The following is a 23654-nucleotide window of genomic DNA, read 5'->3' as shown; positions in this document are numbered from 1 at the left end:
GTGCGCTCGGTTTCTCAGCGAGCTTTAACCAACATACGGTTGACAGACGGTCAGGTGATAGGGAGTCGCGGAGGATAGCGCCGTGACCATGTCACGGTCAAGGTCTATCTTTTCTGTGCACGCTTGTATCAAATGACGTCCACCTGTCTTTCATTTTGGTTTGCCGGGCTTTGGCCAAGAGCTGGGCCCCGGTCGGGGAGGACGTCACAACGTTGAAGAGCACCAGGAGAACCGCTGCGGCTGCCACGGCCGCAGCGGTCATAGTCACGCTCGGCGCGGGCCTGTTCCCGGGCACCGCCGTCGCCGCCGGCTCGGCCCCGGTCCCGCGGGACCCGGCCGAAGCCGTCCAGAACACCGAGCACAACCTTCCGGGCCCGCTGACCGCGAAGGTGGAGGCGGAGCAGAAGGCCGCCACCGAGAAGCTGCTCAACGGCACCGCCGAGGTCGAGCAGCACAACGGCAGCACCAGCGTGAAGCTCGGCAAGGACAAGTACGTGGAGCTCGCCCGCGAGCGCACGGACAAGATCTTCACCATCCTGGTCGACTTCGGTGACCAGGTGGACAACACCACCAAGACGCCGGACGGCAAGGTCAAGTACGGCGGCGAGGCCGGCCCCAAGCACAACGAGATCGAGAAGCCGGACCCGGCCACCAACAACTCGACCCAGTGGCAGGCCGACTACAACCAGCAGCACTACCAGGACCTGTACTTCGCCAAGGACAAGCCCTCGCTGAAGACCTACTACGAGAAGCAGTCCTCGGGCCGCTACTCGGTCGACGGCGTGGTCCAGGACTGGGTCCGCGTCCCGTGGAACGAGGCCCGGTACGGCTCCGACTACTGCGGCTCCAACGTCTGCGCCAGCGCCCAGGACCTGATCCGCGACGCCGTGGACATCTGGTACAAGGACCAGCAGGCCAAGGGTCAGACCGAGGCGCAGATCAAGGCGACCCTGGCCTCGTACGACCAGTGGGACCGCTACGGTTCGCACCACGACGGGAACTTCAACCAGCCCGACGGGTACATCGACCACTTCCAGATCGTGCACGCCGGCGAGGACAAGTCGGCCGGTGGCGGCAAGCAGGGCACCAAGGCCCTGTGGGCGCACCGCTCGTACGTCTACGGCAACCTGCAGGGCTCGGCCGGTCCCGAGGGCAACAAGCTCGGCGGCGTCCAGGTCGGCAACAGCGGCCTGTGGATCGGCGACTACACGATGCAGCCCGAGAACGGCGGCCTCGGCGTCTTCGCCCACGAGTACGGCCACGACCTCGGTCTGCCGGACCTCTACGACACCGCCGGCAAGGGCATCGACAACTCGGTCGGCTTCTGGTCGCTGATGTCCTCCGGTTCCTGGCTCGGCGAGGGCAAGAACAGCATCGGCGACATGCCGAACGACCTCGACGGCTGGAGCAAGTACCAGCTCGGCTGGCTGAAGGCGGACCGCGCCAAGGCCGGCACCGAGTCGACCCACCACATCGGCCCGGCGGAGTACAACAGCAACCTGCCGCAGGGTCTGATCGTCGACCTGCCGAAGAAGAGCATCACCACCGACATCAACAAGCCGTTCGGCGGCACCGGTGAGTGGTGGAGCGGCAGCGCCGACAACCTGAACGTCACGCTCACCCGCGACATCGACCTGACCGGCAAGGCCAAGGCCAGCATCAACGCCAAGGCCTGGTACGAGCTGGAGCAGGACTTCGACTACGCGTTCGGCGAGGTCTCCACCGACGGCGGCAAGAACTGGACCGTCGTGGACGGCACCTGGAACGGCACCGCCCTGCCGCGCGAGAACGGCCGTCCGGCCCTCAGCGGCCAGGTGGCCGCCTGGGGCGACCTGTCGTTCAACCTGGACGCCTTCGCGGGCCAGAAGATCAAGTTCCGCTACCGCCACACCAGCGACGGCGGCCTGCACTTCCGCGGCCTGACCCTGGACAACGTCGCGGTCGTCGCCGACGGCGCCACCGTGTTCAGCGACGACGTCGAGAACGGTGACAACGGCTGGGTGGCCGACGGGTTCTCCCGCTTCAGCGGCTCGTACACCAAGGACTACGCGCAGTACTACATCGCGGAGAACCGGCAGTACGTGTCCTTCGACCAGACCCTGAAGACCGGCCCGTACAACTTCGGCTTCGCCGACAAGCCGGGCTGGGTCGAGCACTACTCGTACCAGCCCGGTCTGCTGATCTGGTTCTGGGACGAGTCGCAGACCGACAACAACGTCAGCGCCCACCCGGGCCACGGCCTGGTCCTGCCGGTCGACTCGCACCCGACGCCGCTGAAGTGGTCCGACGGTGCCCTGATGAAGCCGCGCGTCCAGGGCTTCGACTCCACCTTCGGTTCCCGTCGCGTCTCCCCGCTGACCCTGCACAAGGCCGGCGTCGAGACCGTCATCCCGAAGGCCAAGGGCGTCGACGAGTTCAACGACCTGAAGTCGTGGTGGAGCAAGGACAACCAGTACGCCGGTGTCGACGTCCCGAAGACGGGCACCAGCATCGAGGTCGAGAACGAGTCCTCGAACTACCTGGAGACCTGGATCCGGGTCCGCCCGGTCGACAACTGATCGTCACCCCCCGGGTAGCGATCGGCCTGTGACCAGGCAGCTCTGACAACTCCACGTCCGGCCCGTCCCCGCAGCGCGCGGGGGCGGGCCGGACGCTTTGTCAGGCCCGGACGGCCGCCAGCCGGTCCAGGAAGGCGGCGGCCGCCACCGTGACGTCGGCGGCGGTCCAGTCGAGGGCGGGCGCCGCGACCGTGACCTCGGTCATCGACAGCCCGGGCGGCCCGCCCGCGCGCCAGGCACCGAACAGGCCGATCCCGGTGTCCTCGGCCAGCCCCAGTCCGGCCTCCTCCAACTCGCCGACCGGGTGCGGCAGCCAGAGCTGGAACTGGTGGGTGTGCGGCGGGGCCGGGTGCACCCGGGCGCCGGGGACGGCGGCGAACGCCCGGTCCAGCGCCGCGGCGACCGTCCGGGCGTGCGCCACGTACCCGGGCAGCCGCGGCAGTTCGCGCTCCAGTCCGGTCAGCGCGGCCAGCGCGAACGGCCACTGCTGGTAGAGCTGCCCGCCGTAGCGGTGCCGCCAGGCCCGGGCGGTGCGGACGAAGCCGCCCGGACCCGCCAGCGCGGCGCCGCTGATCCCGCCGAGCGTCTTGTAGAAGGAGACGTAGACCGAGTCGGCCAGGGCGGCGAGCTCCGGCAGCGGCCGGCCGAGGGCGACCGCGGACTCCCAGATCCGGGCGCCGTCCAGGTGCAGCGCCGCACCGTGCTCCTCCCGCACCACCGCGGCCAGCTCCACCAGCTCCGCCCAGTCCGGCAGCACGAACCCGGCGTCGCGCAGCGGCAGCTCCAGGCTGAGCGCGGCGTACGGCTCGTCCAGGGCGCGCAGTTCCTCGGCGGTGGGCTGGCGCGGCTCGGTCGTCGGCCAGAGGCTGCGCAGGCCGGACAGGACGCCGAGCGCGTGCCGCTCGTGCCGGTCGGTGTGGGCCAGCGGGTGGGTGACCACGGTGCGCGGGCCGGCCGCCTCGGCGTGGATCCGCAGGGCGATCTGCTGGGCCATGGTGCCGGTCGGGAAGAAGGCCGCGTCCTCGGTGCCGAGCAGCTCGGCGACCCGGTGCTCCAGGGTGCGGACCACGCCGTCGCCGTACTGGTCCGGGCGGCCGTCCAGGTCGGGGACGGCGTGCGGCCCGGCGGCGGTGTCCGGCCCGGGAGCGGTGTGCGGCCCGGGGCCGGCGTCCGGGAGCGGGCCGGCCAGGTCGGCGAGGCGTTCGCGGATGCTCTGCGGCCGGACGCCGGACAGCAGCCGCTCGCAGCCGCGCAGGGCGGCGAAGCGGCGGTCCGGCAGGCTCGGGCGGTCACTGGCGTCGGGGTCTTCGCTCCTGTTGCCATACATGGCTCGATGGTGCCGCAGCGGGCCGGACCGGTCAGCGGTCCGCACGAAAGCGGTTCGAGCCCGCCAAACCCGGGCCGCGCGTGGCGCTGGTCACAGGCCCGCGGCCCGGTACGACCGGCGGTAGTAGCGGGCCCGAGGGGACCGACGGGCGCGCCGGAGCGGACCTGGACGATCGGATCTCATGATCGGTACTCCATCGGTTTGAATCTCCGGCGCCACGCCGACTACACGCCGTAGTACGTCAGCCCGTTTGGGACTCCGCTCGGTGACCGTTAAACCTGAGTGGTCCCCCGCTCAGCACGCGCCCGAACGGGCCCTTCGTGCTGCCCTCGTACGACCCGTGAGGTACGGCAAGCGATGTCCAACGTCCCGCCCCTGGCGCCGGCCCTGCGCCGGCTCGCCGCCCGTGCGGCGGCCCAGGCCGCGGCCTGGCAGCCCCGGCTCGACCACGCCGTCCGTACCCACGCCGCGCCGCTGCGCACGCTCGCCGCCCGTACGGCGGCCCAGGCCGCGGCCTGGCAGCCCCGGCTCGACCGTGCCGTCCGCACCCACGCCGCGCCGCTGCGCACGCTCGGATCGCCCCGGCACACCACGCTGCCCGGCAGCCGGCAGCGGGCCGAGCACGACCACGCGCTGGTCTCGGCCGGAGCGGCCGCCGTGCTGCTCGCCGGCGTGCTGCTGGTCGCCACTCCGGGCTCGGCCTCGGCGCAGACCGTGCTGCCCACCACCCCGGGCAGCTCGGCCTTCACCGTGCCGAAGGTGGACGTGCCGAGCGCGGGGCTGGTCCAGGTGGCCGGACCCAGCGCCTACAAGCTGCCCGACGACGGCGACTCCGCGCAGCAGTCCGTGGCCGTGGCGGCCAACCTGCTGCCGTTCGACCCGCCGGCACCGGAACCGGCACCGGAACCGGAAGCCGCCGCCGAGCCGGCTCCCGAGCCCGGACCCGCGCCCGACCCCGGGCCGGCCCCGGCTCCCGGATGGTCGGCGCCGGTGCCGAACGCACCGACCAGCAACCCGTACGGGAAGCCCAACCGCAGCTACGCGGCGGGGTACCACACCGGGGTGGACTTCGCGGTCGCCCCGGGCACGCCGCTGCTGGCGGTCGGCGACGCGACCGTGGTGTCGGCCGGCTGGGACGGCGCGTACGGCAAGGAGGTCGTGCTGCGGCTGGCGGACGGGCACTTCGCGCAGTACGCCCACATGTCCTCGGTCGCCGTCTCGGCCGGCGAGCGGGTGTCGGCGGGCGAGCGGATCGGCATGTCCGGGAGCACCGGCAACTCGACCGGGCCGCACCTGCACTTCGAGATCCGCACCAGCAACCGCTACGGCGCGGTGGTCAACCCGATCGCCTACCTCGCGGGGCACGGCGTCACGAACTTCTGAGCCGCCCCGCGGCGCTCAGCCGGCGCCGGGCGCGGGGTGGCTGATCCGGGCGCCGATCTCCAGCGCGATGTCCCGGGCCGCGCGGATCGCCTCGTCCAGGTCGGCGGGGGGCAGCCGCTCGCCCCACACGTTCGGGGCGTGACCGCAGTCCGCGTTGTCCTGCTTGACCAGGAACAGCGACGAATGGACGGTGAACAGCGCCATCGCGGCCCGCAGCCGGTCGTGGAAGTCCGCGTCCGGCCCGTGCACCAGCTGCATCATGGTGATCATGCGATCCCTGAAGGCCAGCCCGGCCGGGGACTCGCGCAGCGCGGGCTGGTTCTCGTGGAAGAAGCGCAGCAGCGGGGCCCGCTCGGCCATCCCGTCCGCGAAGCGGCGGATCAGCTCGTCGCGCACCTCCGGGCTCCAGACCTGCTGACGGCCCCACGCGACGGTCTCGTCGATCGGCGCGGCCATCCGCTCGACGATGCCCAGGACGATGTCGTCCTTGGTCTTGAAGTGGTAGTAGAGCGCGGCCTTGGTGACACCCAGGCGGTCGGCGATCTCGCGCAGTGAGGTCTGCTCGTAGCCCTGCTCGGAGAAGAGCTCCAGCGACACCTCGATGATGCGAGCCCGGGTGTCGCTGCGGGGGCTGTGCGGAGTGCCCATGGCCTGCCTCATGACTGCGTCGGTGACTACTGCGGACCCCGGGACGGCGGCCGCCCCGGACTCATTCTCCCTGCCCAGAAGGCCGGTCGGGAAACTGGCTTGACGACCGGCTAGTAAACAACCTACCGTGCCGACGGTCGATAAACTAGCCGGGCGACAAGTAAGTGAGCCGCCGCACGGCACGACGCTCCGTCCGAACCACCCTCCGGGAGACCCCTCTCATGTCACAGCCCAAGACCACCGGCCCGGCGCCGGAGGACAGGACGGCCGAGGAGGAGCAACCGCGGTCGCCCCGCGAGATCCGCCTCGTCATGGTCGGCCTGGTCGTCACCATGCTGCTGGCCATGCTCGACAACCTGATCGTCGGCACCGCGATGCCGACCATCGTCCACGACCTCGGCGGCGGCGAGCACCTGTCCTGGGTGGTCACCGCGTACACCCTGGCCACCGCCGCCTCCACCCCGGTCTGGGGCAAGCTCGGCGACATGTACGGCCGCAAGGGCACCTTCCTCACCTCGATCGTGATCTTCCTGGTGGGCTCGGCGCTGTCCGGCCTGGCGCAGAACATGAACGAGCTGATCGGCTTCCGCGCCGTACAGGGCCTGGGCGCCGGCGGTCTGATGGTCGGCGTCATGTCGATCATGGGCGCGCTCGTCCCGCCGCGCGACCGCGGCAAGTACCAGGGCATGTTCGCCGCGGTGATGGCCCTCGCCACCATCGGCGGCCCGCTGGCCGGCGGCTTCATCACCGACCACCTGAGCTGGCACTGGACCTTCTACATCAACCTGCCGCTCGGTGTGATCGCGCTCGCCGTGGTCGTCGTCACCCTGAAGCTGCCGAAGGTCCGCAACACCGCCAAGATCGACTACGCGGGCGTCGTGCTGCTCACCACCGGCATCACCTCGCTGGTGCTGATCACCACCTGGGGCGGCCAGCAGTACGCCTGGGGCTCCAAGGAGATCCTGGGCCTGACCGCGCTCGCCGCCGCCTCGCTGATCGCCTTCTGCTACGTGGAGCAGCGGGCCGAGGAGCCGATGCTCCCGCTGAGCCTGTTCCGGAACCTGAACTTCACCCTGGTCTCGATCATCGGCTTCATCGTCGGCTTCGTGATGTTCGGCTCGACCGTCTTCCTGCCGCTCTACCAGCAGACGGTCCAGAGCGCCTCGGCGACCAACTCCGGTCTGCTGCTGATGCCGATGATGTTCGGCATGCTGATCGTCTCGCTGGTGGTCGGCCAGGCCGTCACCAAGACCGGCAAGTACCGGATCTACCCGATCATCGGCACCATCGTGATGACCGCCGGCCTGATCCTGCTCTCCACCATGGGCATCGGGACCAGCAGGTTCACCTCGGCCTGCTGGATGGTCGTGCTCGGCGCCGGCATGGGCTTCCTGATGCAGATCACCATGCTGGTCGCGCAGAACAGCGTCGAGCTCAAGGACATGGGCGTGGCCAGCTCCACCGCCACCCTGTTCCGCACCATCGGCGGCTCCTTCGGTGTCGCGCTGTTCGGCGCGCTGTTCAACAACCGGGTGACCGACACGATGGCGGAGATGCTGGCCGGGAAGCCGATGCCCCCGGGCGGCATGAAGGACCCGCAGCAGAGCAGCCTGGAGGAGCTGCACAAGCTGCCGGACTACGTCCAGGACGCCTACAACCACGCGGTGTCCAACGGCATGCACACCGTCTTCCTGTGGGGCGCGGGCGTGGCCGTGATCGCGATCGCCGCGGCGGTGTTCCTCCGCGAGGTGCCGCTGCGCGGGACCGGCAAGGGCGAGAAGCCGGCCGAGGCCTCGCTGGAGGCGGCGGCCGTCTGACGGTCCCCGCACACGACGGCGCCCCCGGGAGGTCCTCTCCCGGGGGCGCCGTCGTGTTCCGCCGCTTACTGGGGCAGCCGGTAGACGCCCTGCTCGACCGGCTCGACCAGGCCGTCCGCCACCAGGCCGTCCAGCGCCCGGGCCCGCTGCACCGCGTCCGGCCAGACCACGTCCAGCCGGGCCTGCGGCACCGTCCCGTGCGCCTCGCGCAGCACCGCGAGCAGCTTGCCGCGCACCTGGCGGTCCGTCCCCTCGTAGGACTGACCGCGCCGGGCCGGGCCCTCGTACGGCGGGCGGCCGGCCCGCTGCCAGGCGCAGGCGGTGAACAGCGGGCAGTCCCCGCACTCCGGGCCGCGCGCGGTGCAGACCAGCGCGCCCAGCTCCATCACGCCGACCGCCCAGGTGGCCGCCGTCTCCGCGTCGTCCGGCAGCAGCGCGGTGGCGGTGCGGCGCTCGGCCGCGGTGGTCGCCTGGGGCGGGTACTCGACCCCGGTCACCGCGCGGGCGAAGACCCGGCGGACGTTGGTGTCCAGCACCACGTGCCGCTGGCGGAAGGCGAAGGAGGCGACGGCGGCGGCGGTGTACTCCCCCACCCCGGGCAGCGAGAGCAGCGTGGCGTGGTCGTCCGGGACCTCGCCGCCGTGCTCCTCGGTGATCGCCACCGCGGCCGCGTGCAGGCGCAGCGCCCGGCGCGGGTAGCCCAGCCGGCCCCACATCCGGACCGCCTCGCCGGACGGCTCGGCGGCGAGGGCGGCCGGGGTCGGCCAGCGGGTGAGCCAGGCCTCCCAGGCGGGCAGCACGCGCTTGACCGGGGTCTGCTGGAGCATGAACTCGCTCACCATGACCGCCCAGGGCGTCGCGTCGGGGGTCCGCCAGGGCAGGTCCCGCTTGCTCGCCTCGTACCAGTCCAGGACGGTCGAGTGGAACAGCGGCAGGGGCATCGGCAGCCGGGCGGCGTCGGCGGCGGAGACAGGGACGGCGGGGGTGGTGATGGCAGTCATGGCCCTTCGATCCTCCCATGCCCGCCGACCGGGCCGAAGTGGATCAGGCCACTCCGGATCCTCCCGGGGCAGCTCCGGAAATCGTCCGATTGGAGCTCGCTCGAACGGATCAAATGGCGGATCATGTGAAAGAAGGGGCGACTGTGCGGTGTTGGTGAGTCAATCGCCACACACAGTCTCGTAGAGTTTGATCGTGCCTTCTCTGCGTCAACCCGTCGGACCACTGCCGGCCTCGATCTACTGGCGTCGGCGCATCGTCGTGCTCGTCGCCGCCGCGGCGGTCGTCGCCCTGATCGCCTGGCTGATGATCGACCCGGGCGGAGGCGGTGACGGCGGCTCACCGGGCAAGGCCGCACAGGCCGTTCCGTCCCAGTCCCAGAACCAGACCCCGGCCCAGGCCATCACGCCCGGCGCCTCCCCGAGCGGCCCCGCGGCGCGTCCTGGCGGCGGCACCGGCGGCCCGGTGGCGGGCGGCGGCGGCACCGAGGTCAACCTCAGCGGCGGCACCGGCACCGGCGGCGCCAACCCGGCCCCCGGAGGCGGCGCGGCGCCGGCGACCGGCGGCGGTACGGGCGGGTCCGGCGGTACGGGCGGCGGCGGCACGGGCGGTGCCCCGGCCGTTAACACCCCCGAGATCATGGCGCTGCCGGTCTGCGCCTCCTCGCAGGTGGCGCTGGAGCTGGCCGGCACCCAGAACTCGTACCAGCCCAAGGACAAGCCCCGGCTGGCCCTGACGGTCAAGAACTCCTCCGGCACCAACTGCCGGGTGGACCTGGGCCGCACCGCCTCCGTGATCACGGTGAGCGGAAGCACCAACGACCGGGTCTGGTCCTCCGGCGACTGCCCGGCCGACAAGGGCAACATCTGGGTGCAGCTCGGCGCGAACGGCAGCCAGACCGAGACCTTCACCTGGGACCGCAGCCGCAGCAAGCCGCAGTGCGCGACCGCCGACCAGACGCCGCCGCCGAGCGGCACCTACGTGGTGCTCGCGGAGCTCACCGGGCTCTCCGGGGACAAGGTCTCGGCGCGGGCCTCGATCCGACTGGACAGCTGAGAACCGGTCAACTTCTCCTGGAGCCCCCGGCCGCCGCGCGGCCGGGGGCTCCGTCGCGTCCGGGGGCGTGTTCGGTGCAGTTTTCCGCGGTGCTCCGCGATTCGGCGCGGCACGGCTCCCGTTCGGTGCGGCTCCGGTTCGGAGCGGCTCCGATTCCTGCGAACGTGCGACGGCCCCCGGGGAGGTCTGTCCCCCCGGGGGCCGTCGCCGAGTTCGGGCATCCGTACGGCTGCGCGTCAGGTCAGACGTAGCGCTCCAGGATGGACGATTCGGCAAGGCGGGACAGGCCCTCGCGGACCGAGCGGGCGCGGGTCTCGCCGACGCCCTCGACGGTCTGCAGGTCGTCGATGCTCGCGGCGAGCAGCTTCTGGAGGCCGCCGAAGTGCTCGACCAGGCGCTCTATGACCGTGTTGGGCAGGCGCGGGATCTTCGCCAGCAGGCGGTAGCCGCGCGGCGAGACGGCGGAGTCCAGCGACTCCGGCGAACCCGAGTAGCCGAGCGCCTTGGCGACGGTCTGGAGGTCCAGCAGCTCGGCGTGGGTGAGCGCCTCCAGGTCGGCCAGCACCTCGGTGACCGTCCGGCCCTTCTTGGCGGCCCGCTCCGGGAAGTAGTCCCGGGCGACCAGCTCGCGCTCCGGCTCCACGCCCGCGATCAGCTCGTCCAGCTGGAGCGAGAGCAGCCGGCCGTCGATGCCGAGTTCCAGCACGTAGCCGGCGATCTCGGTGGCGATCAGCCGGACCATCTCCAGGCGCTGGGCCACGGCGGTGACGTCCCGGACCGTCACCAGGTCCTCGATCTCCAGCGCGGAGAGCGTGCCGGCCACCTCGTCCAGGCGCAGCTTGTAGCGCTCCAGGGTGGCCAGCGCCTGGTTGGCGCGGGACAGGACGGTGGTGGAGTCCTCCAGCACCCGGCGGGTGCCGTTGACGTACATCGCGATCAGCCGCATCGAGTGCGAGACCGCGACCACCGGGTAGCCGGTCTGCCGGTTGACCCGCTCGGCGGTGCGGTGGCGGGTGCCGGTCTCGTCGGTGGGGATGGTCGAGTCCGGCATCAGGTGCACGCCGGCCCGGACGATCTTGGTGATGTCCTTGTCGAGCACCACCGCGCCGTCGAGCTTGCACAGCTCGCGCAGCCGGGTGGCGCTGAACTCGACGTCCAGGACGAAGCCGCCGGTACACAGGGACTCGACGGTCTTGTCGAAGCCCAGCACGATCAGACCGCCGGTGTTGGCCCGCAGGACCCGCTCCAGGCCGTCACGAAGCGCGGTACCGGGCGCGATGGCGGTGAGGGAGGCCCGCAGCAGGGCCTCCTCGCGGGAGGCCTTGTCCGCCCCCCGGTCGCTGGCTGCCACGTGACTCCTCCGGTCGACCCGTGCCGCGCGCCTCACGCCGTGCGCCGGTCCGCGGTCTGTTGCTCTGTCGCTCAGTACCGCTCGGTACTGCCTTTTGGCCAATGAGACTGGGGAAAGTCTAACTGTGTGTGGCTTCGGCAGGGCTTGGGTCAGCGCAGTTCGTCGGAGTCCAGCGGCTCCCAGCCCTCCATCAGCTCCTCGGGGTACGCCGCGGGGCGGTCCGCGGCCCGGGCGGAACGCGGGGCCGGCGGCGCCGACGGTGCCTCACCGCGCGGCTCGGTGCGCGGCTTGGCGGCCGATCGGCGGCGGCCCGGGATGGCCCGCAGCGCCTCGCCGATGTCGGCCACCTCGACCACCTTCATGCCCGGCGGCACCTTGCCCGGGTCCGGCGGGACGAGGGCGTGGGTGAAGCCCAGCCGGTGCGCCTCGGCGAGCCTCCGCTGCACACCCGTCACCCGCCGCACCTCGCCCGCCAGGCCGACCTCGCCGATCGCCACCAGGTTGCTGGGCAGCGGGGTGTCGGTGGACGAGCTGGCCACCGCGAGCGCCACCGCGAGGTCCGCGGAGGGCTCGGTCAGCTTCACCCCGCCGACCGTCGCGGTGTAGATGTCCTGCTTGCCGAGCTTCACCCCGCCGTGCCGCTCGACCACGGCCAGGATCATCGCGATCCGGGGGGACTCCAGGCCCGAGGTGGTGCGCCGCGGCGAGGGGATCTGCGAATCCACCATCAGCGCCTGCACCTCGGCCACCAGCGGGCGCTTGCCCTCCAGGGTGACGGTGAGGCAGGTGCCGGGAACGGGCTTGTCACGCCTGGTCAGGAAGAGGCCGGACGGGTCGGCCAGGCCGACGATGCCCTCGTCGTGCAGCTCGAAGCAGCCCACCTCGTCGGTGGCGCCGTAGCGGTTCTTGACCCCGCGGATGAGCCGCAGCCGGGCGTGCCGGTCACCCTCGAAGCTCAGCACCACGTCCACCAGGTGCTCCAGCAGGCGCGGGCCGGCGATCTGGCCGTCCTTGGTGACGTGGCCGACCAGCAGGGTGGCCATGCCGCGCTCCTTGGACGCGCGGATCAGCGCGCCCGCCACCTCGCGGACCTGGGCCGGGCCGCCGGGGGCGCCGTCCAGCTCCGCGGAGGCGATGGTCTGCACCGAGTCCAGGATCAGCAGGCCGGGGTTGACCGCCTCGATGTGCCCGAGCACCGCGCCGAGATCCTGCTCGGCGGCGAGGTAGAGGTGCTCGGAGAGGGCGTTGATCCGGTCCGCGCGCAGCCGGACCTGGCCGGCCGACTCCTCGCCGGTGACGTAGAGCGTGCGGTGCTGCGCGGTGGCCGCCTTGGCGGCGACGTCCAGCAGCAGGGTGGACTTGCCGACGCCGGGCTCGCCCGCCAGCAGCACCACCGCGCCGGGCACCAGGCCGCCGCCGAGCACCCGGTCCAGCTCCGGCACACCCGTCGAACGGGCCGTCGCGACCTGGCCGTCCACCTGGGCGATCGGGCGGGCGGGCGCGCTGACCGGACCGGCGGCCGTCGTGCGGATCGGTACCGCGCCGTACTCCTCGACCGTGCCCCAGGCGTTGCACTCCGGGCAGCGGCCGACCCACTTGGGCAGCTGGTTGCCGCACTCGGTGCATCGGTACGCCGGGCGGGGCTTGGCGGTGGTCTTGGAACGCGGAGGCATGCGGCCCACCGTAGCGCCTGGGTGTGACAACGATGGGCCGACGGCGGGCCCGCCGCGCATCCAGACAGATGGACGATGTTGTTACCCGAAAGAAGTACATACGCGGCGAATGGTCGGAGTCAGCCGTCCGCGTTCTCTACCGTCGGACGGGTGACGACGAGAACTGTTGGGCCGACCGGGGCGGTCGGGCCGGGGTGGTCGGGCCGGCCGGGGAGGTCCCGGTGGCTGACCGGACCGGTCGGGCCCGCCGAGTCGGCCGGGGCCACGGGATCGGCCGGGGCCGCAGGCTCGGCCGATCCCGTCGAGCAGCGGACCGGCGCCGCGCTCGCGGCGTACGACCGGCAGGTGGACGGCCTGTTCACCTACTGCCTCTCGGTGCTCTGCGAGCACGACGCGGCCGCCGACGCCCTGCGCGAGGTCCGCGAACTGGCCCGGCGGCACGGCGCCCGGCTCGCCGAGCCCGGGCTGCTCCGCGCCTGGCTGTTCTCGCTCGCCCGGTACTGCTGCCTGCGCTGGCTCGCGGACGGTGGCCCGGCCGTGGCGGGTGCCGGGTCCGGGACCGGGTCCGGGACCGGGCGGGCGGCGGCAGCGGCCGGATCCGCGCCGGACGAGGCCGAGGCGGACGAGACCGAGGCCGAGGCGGCCCGGCGGCGGCGCGAGCTGTCCTCGCTCGCCTGGCCCGAGGCGGCCGGCACCGGCCCGGAACAGCGCGAGGCACTGGAGCTGTCCGTCCGGCACCGGCTGACCCCGCTGGAGGTGGCGGCGGTACTGGGCCTGCCGTTCGAGCGGACCCGCGCGCTACTGGCCGGAGCCGAGGCCGAGGTCGCCCGGACCAGGGCGGCTCTGCTGGTGCTCGGCGTGGGCAGCTGCCCGGAGCTGGACCGGCTCGGCGGCGCCGGGGCGGAGTCCTGGCGGGACTGGGTGCTCGGCCCGGCACTGCGACGGGAACTCGTGCAGCACGTGCTGGACTGCCCGACCTGCCGGGGTACGGCGGAGCGGGTGGCCGCGCACGAGGCCGCCGAGGGTGCGGCCGGGCTGTCGGGGCTGGCGCTGCTGCGCGCTCCGGTGGACGCCTCCGGGACCGGCGCGGTCACCGGCGCGGTCACCGGCTCGGCGACCGCCCGGGCGGCTGCCGTTCGGGCGGCGGATGCTCCGGCGACGGCTGCTCGGGTGGCGGCGACTCGGGTGGCGGAGCCGGGGCTGCGGTTCGACCAGAGCGGCTTCCCCCGGCACCGGGCGCCGGACGCAGGACGCGGGCTGGCGGTGCGCCGGCGGGTGGTGACCACCGGGGTGCTCGCGGCCGTCCTGGCGGCGCCGGTGATCGCGCTCTGGGCCGGGCACCGGGGCGGTGGCGGCTCGGGTTCCGCGGCCTCGGTGTCGGCGGTGCGGGTGGACGGGGCCGGGCGGCCCGCCGGGCAGGGGCCACGGCCCGCGGTGGACGGCCCGACGGGGTCGGGTGCGCCCGGCGTGCCCGGGCTGGAGCTGGCGGGGGCCGGGGCCGGGATGGTCGCGGATGGTGCCGGTGTGGACGGTGCAGAAACGTTGCTTCCTGGGTTTCCGCGGCTCACCTTCCAGGGCTCGGTGATCCCGGTCCCGACCCACGGCGCGACCCCGCTCGACAGCCCGGCCCTGGTCGCCGCACCGGCCCCATCCGTCGACCGGGCCTCCGCGACGGGCACCGGAGAACCCGCCCCGGCCGGGCTGCTCACCGTCGAGGCCGCCGAGTACGGCAGCCGGACCATCCTCACCCTCACCAACTCCGGCACCACCGAGATCCGTTGGCACGCGGTGACGGAGGCCGGCTGGCTCCGGCTCAGCCGCGACTCCGGCACCCTGGCGCCCGGCCAACGGATCACCGTGATCGTCACCGTGGACGAGGACCAGGCGCCGACCGCGCACTGGACCGCCCGGATCGCGCTGCCACCCTCGCAGGCGGTGGTCACCCTGGAGGGCGGGCCGCACAACCGCGGTGGCTCCGCCTCCTCCCCGGCCGATCCGTCGCCGTCCTCGACACCGGCACCGGCACCGGCACCGGCGCCGACGCCGACACCGACCGGTTCCGCTGGCACCTCGCCCACGGCGGCCCCCGCCACGTCGAGCCCGCCCACGTCGTCCCCCTCGCCGTCCGGCTCCTCGTCCTCCTCGGGCACGGCCACCACCGCCCCCGGTCCGAACACCCCACCGCCATCTCGCTGACGCCACAGCCCGCCGGGGCACCCGGGCGCGTGAGAAGTCGGCCGAGCCGACTTCTCACGCACAGCGAGTCGGGCATCGGCGGCCATGCAGACCGGCCGGCCACTGCCACCCCCAGAAGCCGGGCCAAGGGCGCCCGAAAAGTCGAGCGGGCCGACTTCTTGCGCGCAACAGGGTCAGCCCAGCAGCGCGCGTGGACCGGCCTGCACGTCCCGGCCGCGAGCCCGGGCGGGGAGGATTGCGTGAGAAGTCGAGCGGGCCGACTTCTCACGCCCAACGCGTCGGGCGTCAGCGGCGATGCAGACCGGCCTGCCAATTCCGTCCCCAGAGGCCGGACCGAGGAAGCACGAGAAGTCGACCAGGCCGACTTCCCGTGCGAGGTGCGGAGCCAGCACACCAGCGGGAGAGGGCGGTGGGCGGGTTGCGGGGCGTCAGGCCCGGTGGATCGGCGGGGGCTGGTAGCTGCCGTCCAGGACGGCGGGCTCGGGCTGGTAGATGCGGAGGATGGGGCGGAACTCGGCGGACGGGGTGGGGAGCCAGTTGGCGGCGGCGGCCGGGTCCTCGGGCTGGTCGTGCTGGAGAGCCAGGGTGAGGGAGCCGTCCTCGCCGTGCACGAGGCCGGGGGTGCGGTCGCCGATCGAGTAGCGGTCGATCGGGTTCTCCACCAGGTAGTAGTCCGGGACGGAGTACATCGTGACGGACCAGAAGGCCCCGGCCGGAGGCGGCTGGTCGAAGCGCAGGGTGTAGTCGTGGGCCCCGGTGAGGGGTCGGCCGTCGGAGTCGTCGTAGGTCATCGCGTACGAGGCCTCGTAGGCGTGGTTGCCCCAGAGGCCGGCCCGGGCGGCGGCGGCCCGGCTGAGGTAGGCGGCGCGGCGGTCGGGGATGCGCCACTCGGGGTCGTCCAGGGTGCCGGGGCCCAGGTGGTCGGTGTTGTAGTCGAACAGGTGGAGCGTGCTGCGCCACTCGCCGGGCGGGTGGTCCTCGGGCGGGCGGGTGGCGTCCTCGACCCGTTCGCGCCCGGCGGCCAGGCCCTTGGCCAGCGTCAGCGTCCATTCGGGGGCGGCCGAGCGGTACGGCGAGGCGCCGTCGTCCAGCAGGCCGAGCGGGGCGAAGCGGCGCTGGTACTCGATGTCCGCGGTGGCGGGCGGGAAGGCCTGCATCCAGACCCGCAGCCGTTCGAAGAAGGCCAGCCGCTCGGGGACGTCCCCGTCCGGCTCGGGGAGTCCGGCGACCAGGCCGCCGGGTTCCAGCGGCTCCAGTTCCAGGGCGGACTGGAGGGCCCGGACCCGGGGCAGGTCCTCCGGCCCGGTGCAGGCGAAGCGGCCGACGAGGGTGCCGACGGTGGTCGGCAGCTCGATCACCCGGTTCGGGTCCGGCGGGGTGCCGTGCCAGCCGGGTGGGACGATCAGCCAGGTCTGCGCGCCGGTGCCGGTGGCCCGGCGGCCGAGGTAGGCGACGTTGTCCGTCCAGGCGTCGATGATCTGCAGCACGTAGTAGGCGCCCGCGGTGTCCGGGACGCGCAGCACCTGGGGGCCTTCGGAGAGGTCGAGCTGGGCGATCGAGTAGATCGTGTCGTTGTTGACCGAGACGAAGCGGTCGGCCGGACCGGCCAGCCGGGTGGCGTGGCTGATGTGGTTGAACGGCGCCGCCGGCAGGGTGCCCAGGCCGCCGCGGGCGAAGCGCTCGACCATGGTGAGGCCGGCGACCAGCGGGTAGCCGTAGACGTACGCGTCGGCGGCCAGGGCCTCCAGCTCGGGCTGGTTCATCGCGGGTCCTTCGTCCGGGGCGGGCAGCCGGTCGGCGGAGTGCTCGGCGTCGGCGGGCCGTTCGTCACCGGCGGCGGCCGACGGGTCCGCGGTCCGGGCCGTGCTCCGGGCGGGCGCCGGACCGGGGTTCGGTCGCCGACCGCGGTACACCTCGGATGCTAAGCGGGGCCGGGTGGGGCGGCATGTCGGACCGGACGCCCCGCTGCATCCGGCGAACCGACTCCCGTGACCCGACTTCTGCGGCCCGACTTCTGCGGCCCGACTTATCCGGCCCGGCATCTGCTGACCGCGAATCCGGGCGTACGGGCGGTGCGGCCGGGAGAGGGTCCTCGGTATGAAGATCCTCTTACTTGGGGGCTCGTCCTTCCTGGGACGGGCCTACGCTGCCGAGGCCCTCGCCCGGGGCCACCGGGTGACCACCTTCAACCGCGGTCGCAGCGCCGCCGACCTGCCCGGCGTCGAGGCGGTCCGGGGCGACCGCGACAGTGCCGGGGACCTCGCCCGGCTGGTGGACGGCCGCAGCTGGGACGCCGTCGTCGACACCTCCGCCCAACAGCCCGCCCAGGCCGCGCTCAGCGCCCGGCTGCTGAGCGAGCGGGCCGGCCACTACACCTTCGTCTCCTCCGTGCACGCCTTCGCCGACTGGCCCGCCCGGGCGGTCGACGAGGACTCCGCACTGCACCCCTGCCCCGCCGACACCCCGCCCGGCCAGCCGCCCGGCACCGCCCTGAAGGCCGGCTGCGAGCGCGCCGTGCTGGCGGGGTTCGGCGCAGGGCGCACGCTGGTGCTGAACAGCGGACTGCTCGTCGGACCGTACGAGTTCGGCGGCCGACTGCCCTGGTGGCTGGAGCGGATGGCGCGCGGTGGGCGGGTGCTGGCCCCGGGGGATCCCCGGCGGACCATGCAGGTGATCGACGTCCGGGACTTCGCCGGCTTCGGGCTGGACCTGCTGACGGCCGGGACGGCGGGGCGCTGTATCACCACGGCGCCGCCCGGGCGGCTGAGCTTCGGCGAGTGGCTGGCGACCTGCCGGGAGGTGGCGGGGGCCGCGGACACCGAGCTGGTCTGGGTGCCGGACGAGCCGCTGCTCGCCGAGGGGCCGGACCAGGTGGGCGCGTGGACCGAACTCCCCCTCTGGGTACCGGACCTGCCCGAGATGGCGGGCGCCTGGCTGGCCGACACCGGCCGGGCGGAGGCGGCCGGGCTGCGCTGCCGCCCGTTCGCCGAGACGGCGCGGGACACCTGGGAGTGGCTGCGGCGGCGCGGGCCGGTCGAGGACACCGACGCCGAGGGGCGCAAGGGGCGGCCGGGGGCGGCGGTGCGGCAAGGCATCGAACCCGCCAAGGAACGGCGGCTGTTGGCCGCCCTCGGCTGACGGCGGCGCCGGTCGGCAGCGGTGCCCGGCGATGGGAGTGGGAAGTCGGTCCGGCCGACTTCCCACTCCCAGCGCCACTCCCGGTCCCGCTCCCGGCGCCACGCCCGGCAGGACTCCTTGGGGCGCTCCTCAGGGCGCTCCTCACAGCCCCATGGGGACGCGTTCGGCGCGGGTGCCCCGTTCAGTGCGTGCGGCGGGTGACCAGCTCGGCGAGCGCCAGCAGCTCATCCGCCGCAGCCGGCTCCGGGACGGCGGCGGCCAGCTGCGCCATCGCCGCGGCCATCCGCTCGCAGGACTCGCCCTGCGCCCAGCCGCGCCCGCCGGCCGCCTCGACGGCCGCCGCGCACTGCGCCAACTCCTCGGCGTCCAGCGGGCGTTCGATCGCGTACAGCTCGGCCAGCAGCTTGCCCTCGACGGTGCCGGATCCCAGCGCCGCGACCACCGGCAGCGACTTCTTCCGGGCGACCAGGTCCGCGCCGACCGGCTTGCCGGTGACCGCCGGATCCCCCCAGATGCCGATCAGGTCGTCGATCAGCTGGAAGGCCAGGCCGATCTCCCGCCCGAAGCAGTCCAGCGCCTGCGCCGCCTCCTCGGAGGCGCCCGCGTACAGGGCGCCCATCGCGCAGGCCGCGCCCAGCAGCGCGCCGGTCTTGGCCTCCGCCATCGCCAGGCACTCGGGCAGCGAGACGTCGTTGCGCCGCTCGAAGGCGCAGTCGATCTGCTGGCCCTCGCAGAGCTCCACCACGCAGTCGGCGAGCCGGCGGATCGAGCCGTGGGCGGCCGGGTGGGTGTCCTCGGCGAGCAGGCGCAGCGCGAGGGAGTGCATGGCGTCCCCGGCCAGGATGGCCTCGGTGGTGCCGAACACCCGCCAGGCGGTGGGCCGGTGGCGCCGGGTGTCGTCCCGGTCGATGACGTCGTCGTGGAGCAGGGTGAAGTTGTGCACCAGCTCCACCGCGGCGGCCGCGGCGACGGCCTCGTTGGGCTTGCCGCCCAGGGCCTGGGTGGCGGCGAGGACCATGGCCGGTCGGATCGCCTTGCCGGCGGAGGCCTGGGCTGGGGTGCCGTCCGCCTCCCACCAGCCGAAGTGGTAGCCGGCCACCTTGCGCATGGTGCCGGGCAGCGAGTCGACGGCGGCCCGCAGGACCGGGTCGACCAGGGCGCGGGTCCGGGCGAGGATGTCGGCCGCCTCGTGGCCCTCTTTGTGGTCCCGCTCCAGCGTGGGACTGGTCATGGGTGGTTCCCCCTGTCGGGCGCCTGTCGTGGGACGGCCCGCCGGCGGCGGGCCGGGGTTGCGCTGTGCCGGTGCGCGCCGGGCCGCTGCGCAGCAGGTACGCGCCGGGCCGCTGTGCCGGTACGCGCCGGGCCGGTACGCACCCGCCCGGCCGGGGCCGGTGGACGGCCCCGGCGGACGGCGCGGCTCTGCGAGCGGCCCCGCGAACCGTCGGTACTGCGCGATCCGTCAGTACTGCGCGATGTCCACGTTCTCCAGGACACCGACCGCGTCCGGCACCAGGATCGCGGCGGAGTAGTAGGCGCTCACCAGGTAGGAAATGATGGCCTTGTCGTCGATTCCCATGAACCGCACCGAAAGGCTGGGCTGGTATTCATCCGGAATTCCGGTCTGGTGCAGGCCGATGACGCCCTGGTTGTCCTCCCCGATGCGCATCGCGATGATCGAGCTGGTGCTCCCGACGATCGGGATCTTGTTGCACGGGAAGACCGGGACGCCGCGCCAGGACATGATCTGCTTGCCCTCGACCTCGACCGTCCCCGGGTAGAGGCCGCGCTTGTTGAGCTCCCGGCCGAAGGCGGCGATGGCCCTGGGGTGGGCCAGGAACATCCTGGTGCCGCGGCGGCGGCTGAGCAGCTCGTCCATGTCGTCCGGGGTGGGCGGGCCGGAGTGGGTCTGGAACCGCTGCTCGTACGCGGCGTTGGCGAGCAGGCCGAACTCGGGGTTGTTGACGAGCTCGTGCTCCTGGCGCTCGCGCAGGGCCTCGATGGTCAGCCGCAGCTGGTGCTCGGTCTGGTTCATCGGCTGGTTGTAGAGGTCGGCGACCCGGGTGTGCACCTTGAGGATCGTCTGCGCGACGCTCAGCTCGTACTCGCGCGGCTTGAGCTCGTAGTCGACGAAGGCGCCGGGCAGCTCGTACTCGCCCTGATGGCCGGCGGCGAGGCCGATCGCGGCCTCGCCGTGCTTGTTCTGCGCCTGCTGGAAGCCGTTCAGGTACTCGATGACCTGGAGCTGCAGCGCCTCGGAGCGGTCGTGCAGCTCCTGGAAGGAGGGCCAGGACAGCGTCAGTACGGTGCCGGAGGTCGCGGCGCGGACGGTGTACGGCCAGTCGCCGCCGTCCTGCCGGATCGCCTCGTCGCCGAGGTGGTCGCCGTCGGCGAGGGTGCCGACCACCGTCTCCTCGCCGTACTTGCCGGTGCCCAGCCGGTCGAGCTTGCCGTGGGCGATCAGGAACACCTCGGTGATCGGCGCCCCGGCCTGGACCAGGACGTCGCCCGCGCCGAAGTCCCTCTGCACGAAGCGCGAGGCCAGCTCCTCCAGCACGGCCTCGTCCTGGAAGCCGCGCAGCACCGGCACCTCGGCCAGCGTGGGCGGGACGATCCGCACCTCGGCGCCGGTCTTGACGAAACCCACCCGGCCGCGGCCGACCGAGTGGCGCAGGCGGCGGTTCACCCGGTAGGTGCCGCCGGACACCTGCACCCAGGGCAGCCTCCTGAGCAGCCAGCGCGGGCTGATGCCCTGCATCTGCGGCGCGGACTTGGTGGTCGTCGCGAGGTTCCGCGCGCCCGCCGTGCTCAGACTCTGCTGCTGCCGGATCTCCGGTTGCGCACCGGGCGCGGGAATACCGGCATTCGTTTCGGTCGACATGAGGGGAGCCCTTCGCATATCCCAATGAAGCGTCGCCTTGCACATGCGTGTTGCAGCTTCATGGTGGGCCCATTCAGGGGCGCCCCGCAATCACTCGTTCGAGTGGTTCCGAATGGCCGAACAAATAGTACGAATGGATCACCCGATCGATATTTGTTCGACTATTTATTCGAACATATCGGAGTGCCGCGCCCCATCCTCCCCCATCGAAGCCCCGGCCCGCGCCACCCCGCGCCACCATCCGCCCACGGCGCCCCTGCCGTCCGGGCCGTTCGAACAGGCCGCTAGGGTGCCCTGACCCTTCGTCAACTTCCCTCCTGGGAGGGTCACATGAGTGCACCCGTACGTGTCTGGTTGAACCGCACCTACGCCGAGAACGTCTTCTTCATCGAGCAACTGCGCGCCGCCCCGCGCCCCGTCGTGGTCCACGCGACCCACGGCGACCCGGACTCCCCCGTGCTCGCCGCCGCCGACCACGGCACCCCGGAGCCCGCCGGCCTGGCCGCGGACGGCTACGTCGGATACGCCCTGGACTACTGCGCCCGGCACGCGATCGACGTCTTCGTCCCCCAGCTGCACCAGCTCGCCATCGCCCTCGCCCGGCCGGAGTTCGAGGCGATCGGCACCACGCTGCTCTGCCCGCCGGCCACCGCGATAGCCGCCTTCACCAGCAAGGCGGACGGCTACGCCACGATCGCCGGGGCCGGACTGCCCACCCCGCCCTGGTGGCGGGTCCGCACCCCCGCCGAGCTGTGGCACGCCGTCGAACGGATCGAGGACACCGGCCGCACCGCCTGCCTCAAGCCCACCACCGGCGCCGGCGGCGCGGGCTTCCGGGTACTCACCCGGGAGCCCTACGACGCACGGCGGCTGGCCGGCTGGGACCACCGGGTGCAGGTCGAACAGGTCGCCGCGGCACTGGCCGGGGGCGGCCCGGACGGCGAGCCGGTGGACCTGCTGGTGATGCCCCACCTGGACGGGCCGGAGGTCTCGGTGGACTGCCTCGCCGACCGGGACGGCAGCCCGCTCGCCGCGGTCGGGCGCACCAAGGAGGGCCGCCGCCGGGGCTTCACCACCGAGGAGTGCTACCTGGAGCCCGTCCGGCGGCTGGTCCGGGCGACCGGGATGGCGTACCTGTCCAACGTCCAGTTCCGCCGCCTCGACGGCCTGCCGGTGGTCATCGACGTCAACACCCGCCCCGCCGCCGGGCTCCACCAGCTGCGGCTGTGCGGACTCAACCTGCCGTGGGACGCGGTGCGGCTGGCGCTCGGCGAGCGGCCGGAGTGCTCGGGGGCGGAGCCGGACGTGCGCGGCATCGAGTACACCCTGGTGCCCGGCATCCGGCCGGTGCACCCGCAGCAGGGGCCCGGGCGGGTGTCTCCGGGGGCGCAGCCGGCGGCGGCCCGGGTGTGACGGCCGGCGGGAGCGGCGGGAGCGGCGGCCAGGGTGTGACGACCGAGGTGGGCGGCGGGCCCACCGCCGGCCGCGGGCCGCTCGCCGCCGCCCGCACCCCCGCCGCTACAGCGGGCCGTTCCAGTCGAGGGTCGGCTCCAGCACGCCCTCCAGGGTGAGCAGCCAGCGCTTCACCTCGATGCCGACCCGGCCGCCGCCGAAGCCGCCGATCCCGTCCGCCGCCACCACCCGGTGGCAGGGCACCAGCAGGGGGACGGGGTTCGCGGCCATCATCTGCCCGACCGTGCGGGCGGCCAGGCCGGGCTCCGTGATGTCCTCGAACACCCCGCTGCGGGCGGCCAGTTCGCCGTAGGTGATGGTCCGGCCGTACGGCACCTCGCGCCAGAGCGTCTGCAGCACCGCGCGGTGCGGGCCGGAGCTCAGGCTCCAGTCGACCGGCAGGCCCAACTCGCGGGTGCGGCCCGCCAGGTAGGCGCCGATCCGCTCGGTGACAGCGGTGATCTTCGACTCGTCGGTGCACGCCGGCACCTCGCCCTCGCGCGACCCGGTATAACCGGCCGACGCCACGCCGAGCGGGGTCACCGCGATGCGCATCGGCCCGCTGGGCAGCGGCGTGGGCACGGTCAGCCAGGACATCGACCAGGACTGCGACACGCTCGGGCCCCCACCCTCCGCCGGACCGGCCGCCGGCCACCCCGGCACCCGGGGGGCGTCCCCGCCCCGCGCGCCATCGTACGGCGGGCGATCGCGCGCCGGGCCGTCGTGCGGCAGGCCGTCGCGCGACGGGTACCGGGGTGGCAGGCCGTCGCGCGGCGGTCCGCCGTACGACGGCCCGCCTGCGGCACGGGCGGCTCCGGTCAGAGCTGCGTCTTCAGCCCGCGGGCGAGCGAAGCGCACCAGTGCACCAGATCGGCGCGGTCCGGGGACCGTCCCTCGCACAGCACGGCCAGCTGGTCGTCACTGAGCCGGTTCGACCCCGGGATCTCCAGCAGGTACGCCAGGTCCGCCAGTACGATGGCGAGCCGCTCCGCGTCCGCGTGGTCCAGGGTTACCGCGGTCCCGTGATGGCTGATGGTGAGCGAGCCGGGCATGATCGACCTCCTCCGTCTCCCCCGTCCTCCACCGTACGACCGGGTCGGCCGCCCCGCCCGCCGCGGAGGCCTGCGTGCGCGGGAGGGGCAGCCGGTTGCGCTCCGGGGCCGGCCGGGCGCGGTGCG

17 protein-coding genes are annotated in these 23654 nt (G+C 73.3%); 7 read left to right on the top strand and 10 right to left on the bottom strand.

All coding sequences use genetic code 11. The features are described 5' to 3' along the window. Positions 1–212 precede the first annotated feature (212 nt). A complete protein-coding gene (locus tag ACFVVA_RS05575) occupies positions 213–2558 on the top strand; it encodes an immune inhibitor A domain-containing protein (RefSeq protein ID WP_387685999.1) in 2346 nt (781 codons plus the stop codon). 100 nt (positions 2559–2658) lie between these two features. Here the strand turns inward: ACFVVA_RS05575 and ACFVVA_RS05570 are convergent, their stop codons facing one another. Further along, positions 2659–3885: a threonine aldolase family protein gene (locus ACFVVA_RS05570; RefSeq protein WP_387685997.1), complete on the bottom strand. Its 1227-nt coding sequence runs from the start codon at positions 3883–3885 to the stop codon at positions 2659–2661. Positions 3886–4242: 357 nt separating this feature from the next. On the opposite strand from ACFVVA_RS05570, the gene ACFVVA_RS05565 reads away from it, so the two are divergent. Beyond that, entirely contained in the window at positions 4243–5268 is a 1026-nt protein-coding gene (locus ACFVVA_RS05565) for a M23 family metallopeptidase (protein ID WP_387685995.1), read from the top strand. Positions 5269–5283: 15 nt separating this feature from the next. Here the strand turns inward: ACFVVA_RS05565 and ACFVVA_RS05560 are convergent, their stop codons facing one another. Continuing rightward, positions 5284–5916 (bottom strand): TetR/AcrR family transcriptional regulator, encoded by a 633-nt coding sequence (locus tag ACFVVA_RS05560; RefSeq protein ID WP_387685993.1) that lies wholly within the window; start codon positions 5914–5916, stop codon positions 5284–5286. A 221-nt stretch (positions 5917–6137) separates the two neighbouring features. On the opposite strand from ACFVVA_RS05560, the gene ACFVVA_RS05555 reads away from it, so the two are divergent. Next, positions 6138–7733 (top strand): MDR family MFS transporter, encoded by a 1596-nt coding sequence (locus ACFVVA_RS05555; RefSeq protein ID WP_387685991.1) that lies wholly within the window; start codon positions 6138–6140, stop codon positions 7731–7733. 65 nt (positions 7734–7798) lie between these two features. On the opposite strand, the gene ACFVVA_RS05550 is transcribed toward ACFVVA_RS05555, so the two are convergent. Beyond that, positions 7799–8734 (bottom strand): A/G-specific adenine glycosylase, encoded by a 936-nt coding sequence (locus tag ACFVVA_RS05550; protein ID WP_380554610.1) that lies wholly within the window; start codon positions 8732–8734, stop codon positions 7799–7801. A gap of 193 nt (positions 8735–8927) precedes the next feature. Between ACFVVA_RS05550 and ACFVVA_RS05545 the strand changes: the two genes are divergently transcribed. Then, positions 8928–9788 (top strand): hypothetical protein, encoded by an 861-nt coding sequence (locus ACFVVA_RS05545; RefSeq protein ID WP_387685988.1) that lies wholly within the window; start codon positions 8928–8930, stop codon positions 9786–9788. A gap of 241 nt (positions 9789–10029) precedes the next feature. Here ACFVVA_RS05545 and disA read toward each other — a convergent pair whose 3' ends face one another. Continuing rightward, positions 10030–11088 (bottom strand): DNA integrity scanning diadenylate cyclase DisA, encoded by a 1059-nt coding sequence (disA, locus tag ACFVVA_RS05540; RefSeq protein WP_188306273.1) that lies wholly within the window; start codon positions 11086–11088, stop codon positions 10030–10032. A gap of 200 nt (positions 11089–11288) precedes the next feature. After that, the gene (radA, locus tag ACFVVA_RS05535; protein WP_359914589.1) at positions 11289–12812 is read right to left on the bottom strand and encodes a DNA repair protein RadA; all 1524 of its coding nucleotides are present in this window, start codon (positions 12810–12812) and stop codon (positions 11289–11291) included. A gap of 150 nt (positions 12813–12962) precedes the next feature. On the opposite strand from radA, the gene ACFVVA_RS05530 reads away from it, so the two are divergent. Continuing rightward, positions 12963–15008, top strand: coding sequence for a sigma-70 family RNA polymerase sigma factor (locus tag ACFVVA_RS05530; protein WP_387685986.1), 2046 nt, complete (start codon positions 12963–12965; stop codon positions 15006–15008). Between the two features lie 428 nt (positions 15009–15436). On the opposite strand, the gene ACFVVA_RS05525 is transcribed toward ACFVVA_RS05530, so the two are convergent. Next, complete coding sequence (locus tag ACFVVA_RS05525; RefSeq protein ID WP_387685984.1) at positions 15437–16771, bottom strand: DUF1254 domain-containing protein; 1335 nt, start codon at positions 16769–16771, stop codon at positions 15437–15439. A 334-nt stretch (positions 16772–17105) separates the two neighbouring features. On the opposite strand from ACFVVA_RS05525, the gene ACFVVA_RS05520 reads away from it, so the two are divergent. Beyond that, on the top strand, positions 17106–18146 hold the full coding sequence (locus tag ACFVVA_RS05520; RefSeq protein WP_387685982.1) for an NAD-dependent epimerase/dehydratase family protein: 1041 nt from the start codon (positions 17106–17108) through the stop codon (positions 18144–18146). Positions 18147–18327: 181 nt separating this feature from the next. On the opposite strand, the gene ACFVVA_RS05515 is transcribed toward ACFVVA_RS05520, so the two are convergent. Both ACFVVA_RS05515 and ACFVVA_RS05510 read right to left on the bottom strand, forming a co-directional pair. Continuing rightward, complete coding sequence (locus ACFVVA_RS05515) at positions 18328–19377, bottom strand: family 2 encapsulin nanocompartment cargo protein polyprenyl transferase (protein WP_387685979.1); 1050 nt, start codon at positions 19375–19377, stop codon at positions 18328–18330. A 228-nt stretch (positions 19378–19605) separates the two neighbouring features. Beyond that, the gene (locus ACFVVA_RS05510) at positions 19606–21024 is read right to left on the bottom strand and encodes a family 2B encapsulin nanocompartment shell protein (RefSeq protein WP_387685977.1); all 1419 of its coding nucleotides are present in this window, start codon (positions 21022–21024) and stop codon (positions 19606–19608) included. Positions 21025–21354: 330 nt separating this feature from the next. On the opposite strand from ACFVVA_RS05510, the gene ACFVVA_RS05505 reads away from it, so the two are divergent. Further along, complete coding sequence (locus ACFVVA_RS05505) at positions 21355–22437, top strand: ATP-grasp domain-containing protein (RefSeq protein ID WP_387685975.1); 1083 nt, start codon at positions 21355–21357, stop codon at positions 22435–22437. Positions 22438–22542: 105 nt separating this feature from the next. Here the strand turns inward: ACFVVA_RS05505 and ACFVVA_RS05500 are convergent, their stop codons facing one another. Together ACFVVA_RS05500 and ACFVVA_RS05495 are read right to left on the bottom strand one after the other, a co-directional pair. Beyond that, on the bottom strand, positions 22543–23091 hold the full coding sequence (locus ACFVVA_RS05500) for a methylated-DNA--[protein]-cysteine S-methyltransferase (RefSeq protein WP_387685973.1): 549 nt from the start codon (positions 23089–23091) through the stop codon (positions 22543–22545). Between the two features lie 203 nt (positions 23092–23294). After that, complete coding sequence (locus ACFVVA_RS05495) at positions 23295–23528, bottom strand: hypothetical protein (protein ID WP_387685971.1); 234 nt, start codon at positions 23526–23528, stop codon at positions 23295–23297. Between the last annotated feature and the right edge of the window lie 126 nt (positions 23529–23654).

The organism is Kitasatospora sp. NPDC058048 (assembly GCF_042885555.1).
Taxonomy (GTDB): Bacteria; Actinomycetota; Actinomycetes; order Streptomycetales; family Streptomycetaceae; genus Kitasatospora; species Kitasatospora lactacystinica.
The sequence above is the reverse complement of the archived record's forward strand: the minus strand, read 5'-3'. Positions and strand labels throughout refer to the sequence as shown.

What these genes read in the sequence shown, in the direction of transcription:
- ACFVVA_RS05570 (WP_387685997.1), bottom strand. Translation starts at nt 3,885, where the DNA reads ATGTATGGCAACAGGAGCGAAGACCCCGACGCCAGTGACCGCCCGAGC.
- ACFVVA_RS05565 (WP_387685995.1), top strand. Translation starts at nt 4,243, where the DNA reads ATGTCCAACGTCCCGCCCCTGGCGCCGGCCCTGCGCCGGCTCGCCGCC.
- ACFVVA_RS05560 (WP_387685993.1), bottom strand. Translation starts at nt 5,916, where the DNA reads ATGGGCACTCCGCACAGCCCCCGCAGCGACACCCGGGCTCGCATCATC.
- ACFVVA_RS05555 (WP_387685991.1), top strand. Translation starts at nt 6,138, where the DNA reads ATGTCACAGCCCAAGACCACCGGCCCGGCGCCGGAGGACAGGACGGCC.
- ACFVVA_RS05550 (WP_380554610.1), bottom strand. Translation starts at nt 8,734, where the DNA reads ATGACTGCCATCACCACCCCCGCCGTCCCTGTCTCCGCCGCCGACGCC.
- radA (WP_359914589.1), bottom strand. Translation starts at nt 12,812, where the DNA reads ATGCCTCCGCGTTCCAAGACCACCGCCAAGCCCCGCCCGGCGTACCGA.
- ACFVVA_RS05525 (WP_387685984.1), bottom strand. Translation starts at nt 16,771, where the DNA reads ATGAACCAGCCCGAGCTGGAGGCCCTGGCCGCCGACGCGTACGTCTAC.
- ACFVVA_RS05520 (WP_387685982.1), top strand. Translation starts at nt 17,106, where the DNA reads ATGAAGATCCTCTTACTTGGGGGCTCGTCCTTCCTGGGACGGGCCTAC.
- ACFVVA_RS05515 (WP_387685979.1), bottom strand. Translation starts at nt 19,377, where the DNA reads ATGACCAGTCCCACGCTGGAGCGGGACCACAAAGAGGGCCACGAGGCG.
- ACFVVA_RS05510 (WP_387685977.1), bottom strand. Translation starts at nt 21,024, where the DNA reads ATGTCGACCGAAACGAATGCCGGTATTCCCGCGCCCGGTGCGCAACCG.
- ACFVVA_RS05505 (WP_387685975.1), top strand. Translation starts at nt 21,355, where the DNA reads ATGAGTGCACCCGTACGTGTCTGGTTGAACCGCACCTACGCCGAGAAC.
- ACFVVA_RS05495 (WP_387685971.1), bottom strand. Translation starts at nt 23,528, where the DNA reads ATGCCCGGCTCGCTCACCATCAGCCATCACGGGACCGCGGTAACCCTG.